3 protein-coding genes and 1 pseudogene are annotated in these 4,541 nt (G+C 64.1%); 1 reads left to right on the forward strand and 3 read right to left on the reverse strand.

All coding sequences use genetic code 11. The features are described 5' to 3' along the window. Window positions 1-1,062: pseudogene (lysK, locus tag EOA86_RS23550) on the forward strand (lysine--tRNA ligase); the annotation flags it as partial. On the opposite strand, the gene EOA86_RS23555 reads toward lysK, so the two are convergent. From EOA86_RS23555 to EOA86_RS23565, 3 genes are all read right to left on the reverse strand, one after another. After that, window positions 1,025-1,873: a thermonuclease family protein gene (locus EOA86_RS23555; protein ID WP_164891928.1), complete on the reverse strand. Its 849-nt coding sequence runs from the start codon at window positions 1,871-1,873 to the stop codon at window positions 1,025-1,027. The pseudogene lysK and the gene EOA86_RS23555 overlap by 38 nt on opposite strands. Before the next feature lie 9 nt (window positions 1,874-1,882). After that, window positions 1,883-2,533 (reverse strand): helix-turn-helix transcriptional regulator, encoded by a 651-nt coding sequence (locus EOA86_RS23560; RefSeq protein ID WP_127209416.1) that lies wholly within the window; start codon window positions 2,531-2,533, stop codon window positions 1,883-1,885. A gap of 82 nt (window positions 2,534-2,615) precedes the next feature. Further along, on the reverse strand, window positions 2,616-4,541 hold a 1,926-nt coding region (locus tag EOA86_RS23565), incomplete at its 5' end, for an FAD-dependent oxidoreductase (protein WP_128343847.1).

The raw sequence follows: 4,541 nt of genomic DNA on the forward strand, positions 1-4,541 counted from the left end.
TTTTTGCCGATTTCCCCCAAAAGTGGCCGCGTGCTTTACGTCCCCATGAAGCGTATCGACGCCAAGGCCGGCACTATCACCTTCGATGATGACGGCACCGAAACCACGCTGCCCATAACCGGCGGCAGGGTGAAGCTGCAATGGAAGCCGGATTTCGGCATGCGCTGGGCGGCGCTCGGCGTCGATTTCGAAATGTTCGGCAAAGACCACCAGACGAATGCGGTGATCTACGACCGTATCTGCAATATCCTGGGCGGGCGCGCGCCGGAGCATTTCGTCTACGAGCTGTTCCTGGACGAGAACGGCCAGAAGATTTCGAAGTCGAAGGGCAACGGACTGACCATAGACGAGTGGCTGACCTACGCGCCGACCGAAAGCCTCGAACTCTACATGTACCAGCGGCCGCGGCAGGCAAAGAAGCTCTATTTCGACGTCATTCCGAAGGCGGTGGACGAGTATTACGCCTTTTTGTCCGCCTATCGCCGGCAGGAGTGGAAGGAGCGGCTGGGAAATCCCGTCTGGCACATGCATGACGGTAACCCGCCTGTCGTCGACCTGCCGGTGTCGTTCGCGCTGATGCTCAATCTGGTCAGCGCCTCGAACGCCCAGAACAAGGACGTGCTGTGGGGGTTCATTTCGCGCCACACATCGGGCGTGACGCCGAGGACCCATCCCGAGCTCGACCGGCTGGCCGAATATGCGATCCGCTATTTCGACGATTTCGTGAAGCCGGCCAAGGTGTACCGGGCCGCCGACGCGGTCGAGCGCGAGGCGCTGACGAAACTGTCCGAGGCGCTCGCCGCGTTGCCGCCAGATGCCAATGGCGAGGTGATCCAGAATGCAGCCCTAAACGTCGCGCGCAAGATTGAACGCTATCAGGACCATTCGAAGCAGAGCCCGGAGGGCGGGCCGGGCGTCTCTGTCGCCTTTTTCCAGATGATCTACCAGGTGCTGATCGGACAGGAGCGCGGCCCACGCTTCGGTTCCTTCGCCGCGCTCTACGGCATCGCAGAAACCCGCGCGCTCATTCAGAAGGCGCTGGCTGGTCAGCTGGCGGCGTAGCCGTCGTCTCGGTTGGCGGCGTAGCCGTCGCCGACGGATCGAGAATCAGCTGCGTCGGCTGCGCTGCCGCGACAGGTGCTGGTGCCGGAGGCAGGCCGGCGAGACTGGGCGCCGGCCCGAAAATGCCCTTCATCGCCGTACGCGCCTTCTCGCCGGCCTCGACGTAAGGGCCACCCTCGGCTGCGCGCGCCCAGCCGTTTTCGATCAACCACTGACCGACATCCTGGTTGCCAACGCGGCATTCGGCGGCGATCAGGTCGCGGCCGCCTTCGGGCGGCACCGCGCAAACCACCGCCCGGCCGCGTAGGAAAGCACGGAACGCCGTTCGCGCCCGGCTGCCGCACGTCCAGGACTTGCCGCCATCGGCGCAAGTCTCGTCCTGCCTGATGATGTCGATACCCGAAATCGCGACCGAGTAGCCCTTGGCCTCGATCATACCGGCGGCCGGCGCAACCGGCTGGAACAGTTTTGTCCCGTTCCAGTCGTCGGGCATTTTCAATTTGGGCGGTTTGGCCAGCGCTAGGTCACTCAGCGGCGCGCGCGGCTCGACCCGTTCAAGCTCTTCGGGCTGAAGCGGCGGCGGCGCGACGACCTCGGGATCGATGGCCCTGGAATGCGCCTCCGGCCTCGCCGCTTTGGGGCGCGGGATCGCGGCGGTGGCAGGCGCGTCGGATTGCGCCGCCATGCCGGCCTGCGCTCGAGCCGCGACACGGCCGTTTTCGCCTTGAAGCACGGCGCGGCCGCCGGCGCCGATCGCGGCCCCCATTACCAAGATCGTCAACACCGCAGCAGCTGCATGAAGCGGACGCACTGGCGGCCCCTACTGGCTTGCCCAGACAATCCGCGCCACCCATTCGACATCGCGCATAGGGATGTCGCGGTCCGGGTGATCGGGATTGAGCGAGACCAGCATGATCGACTTCGACGACTGACGGTCCAGCACCTTGGCCATGACCTCGCCGGCATTGGTCTTGACGACGACCCGGTCGCCCTTGCGGGTGGCAGCGCCCGGCTCGACGATCAGCACATCGCCATTGCGGTAGAGCGGCAGCATGGAATCGCCCTGGACCTGCAGCGCATAGGAGGTTTCGGTCGCCTGTGCCGGAAGCTCGATCAGGTCCCAGCCCTGCCCCGCCGGAAAACCGGCATCATCGAAGAAGCCGCCGGCGCCGGCCTGGGCGAAGCCGAGCAGCGGCACCGAAGACCTCTGTGGGGGCAAAGATCCGGGAACGGGCTTGCCGCGGCCTTCGACCAGTCCCGTGAATTCGTCGAGCGAGGCGCCCGTCGCCTCGATGATCTTGGCCAGCGATTCGGTCGACGGCCAGCGCGGCCGCCCGTCCGAGGACAGCCGCTTCGACTTGTTGAAGGCAGTCGAATCAAGGCCCGCTCGCTTCGCCAGCCCGGAGGCCGAGAGCGAATAGCGCTCGGCGAGAGCATCGATGGCGGCCCATACGCGGTCATGCGAGAGCACTTTTGCTCTCCTTCAGAACAGGAAAAAATACCTTCTCCGTTCTAACCGGTGGCCGTGATTTTGTCCACCACCGAAGGCGGCGTCACGCCGCCTTCTTGGCTTCGCTCCTGGCATAGGGATCGAAGCGTTCGTAGAAAGTCTCGCCCTTCTCCGCCATGTTGAGCAGGAGCTTCGGCGCCTTGAACTCGGCGCCGTACTTCTTTTGCAGGCCCTTGGCGATCTTGACGAATTTCTTTGAGCCGATGCCGTCGATGTAGGACAGCACGCCGCCGGTAAAGGGCGCGAAGCCGAAGGCGAGGATCGAGCCGACATCGGCTTCGCGCGGATCGGTGACGATGCCCTCCTCCATCACCCGCGCCGCCTCTAGCGCGATGGTGACCAGGAGCCGCTGCTTCAGTTCCTCATAGTCGACCTTTTCCGGCGCCAACTGCGGATAGAGATCCTTCAGGCCCGGCCACAACTTCTTCTTGGCAGGCTTTTGCGGATAGTCGTAAAAACCCTTGCCGTTCTTGCGGCCAAAGCGACCATGCGTATCGACCAGCGTGTTGATCAGCGCCATCTGCTTCGAGTCGACCGCGTTTTCGCCGAGATCGCGCATGGTCTGCTTCATGATCTTCTGCGCGAGGTCGATCGCCGTTTCGTCCGTGAGCGCCAAAGGACCGACCGGCATGCCGGCGGCCTTCGCCGCATTCTCGATCATCGGCGCCGGAACGCCCTCGATCAGCATCTTGTAGGCTTCCGACATGTAGCGCAGCACGCAGCGGTTGACGTAGAAGCCGCGCGTGTCGTTGACGACGATCGGCGTCTTCTTGATGGCGCGGACGAAGTCGATCGCGGCGGCCAGCGCCTTGTCGCCCGTCTTCTTGCCCAAAATGATCTCGACCAGCATCATCTTGTCGACCGGCGAGAAGAAATGGATGCCGATGAAATTCTTCGGCCGCGCCGAATTCTTCGCCAGCGACGTGATCGGGATGGTGGACGTGTTCGACGCGAAGACCGCCGACGGCTTCAGCATGGCCTCCGCCTTTTCGGTGGCGTCCTTCTTGACGCCCGAATCCTCGAACACCGCCTCGACCACCAGGTCGCAGCCTGCGAGGTCGGCATAGTCTGCCGTCGGCGTGATCAGCGACAGCAGCCTGTCCTTGTCCTCTGGCTTGGCGCGGCCCTTCCTGACCTGATCCGAGATCAGGCCGTCCGAATGCGCCTTGCCCTTGGCGGCAGCTTCCATGTCGCGGTCGAGCAGCACCACTGGAATGCCGGCCTTGGCCGTAACATAGGCGATGCCGGCGCCCATGAAGCCGGCGCCGAGCACGCCGATCTTCTTGAACTTGGTTTCCGGCACGCCGGCCGGGCGGCGTGCACCCTTGTTCAGTTCCTGCAGCGAGACGAACAGCGAGCGGATCATCGCCGCTGCTTCCCTGGTCTGCATGATCTCGGTGAAATAACGCTGCTCGATGCGCAAGGCGATGTCGAACGGCACCAGCAGGCCTTCATAGACGCATTTCAGGATGGCGGCGGCGGCAGGGTAGTTGCCATGGGTCTCGCGACGCAGGATGGCGATTGCCGGAGGCCACAGATTGGCGCCGGCCACCGAATAGACCGGGCCGCCGGGCAGCTTGAAGCCCTTCTCGTCCCACGGCGCCACCGGTTTCAAGCCATTTCTGATCATGGCCTTGGCGGTCTCGACCAGCTTCTGCGGCTCGGCGATCTCGTGGATCAGGCCCATCGACTTGGCCTTCTGCGGCGACAGCGTCTGGCCGGAGGTCAGCATCTGCAGCGCCTGCTGCTGGTCGGTCAGCCGCGGCACGCGCTGGGTGCCGCCGGCGCCCGGGAAGATGCCGATCTTCACTTCGGGGAGCGCCATCTTGACCTTGTCGGAATCGGCCGCGACACGGCCATGGCAAGCGAGCGACAACTCGAATGCGCCGCCCATGCAGGTTCCGTTGATCGCCGACACCCACGGCTTGCCAGAGGTTTCCAGTTTGCGGAACAGGCCGGTCATATAGCC

This window comes from Mesorhizobium sp. M5C.F.Ca.IN.020.32.2.1 (assembly GCF_004023105.1).
In the GTDB taxonomy this organism is placed as follows: domain Bacteria; phylum Pseudomonadota; class Alphaproteobacteria; order Rhizobiales; family Rhizobiaceae; genus Mesorhizobium; species Mesorhizobium wenxiniae.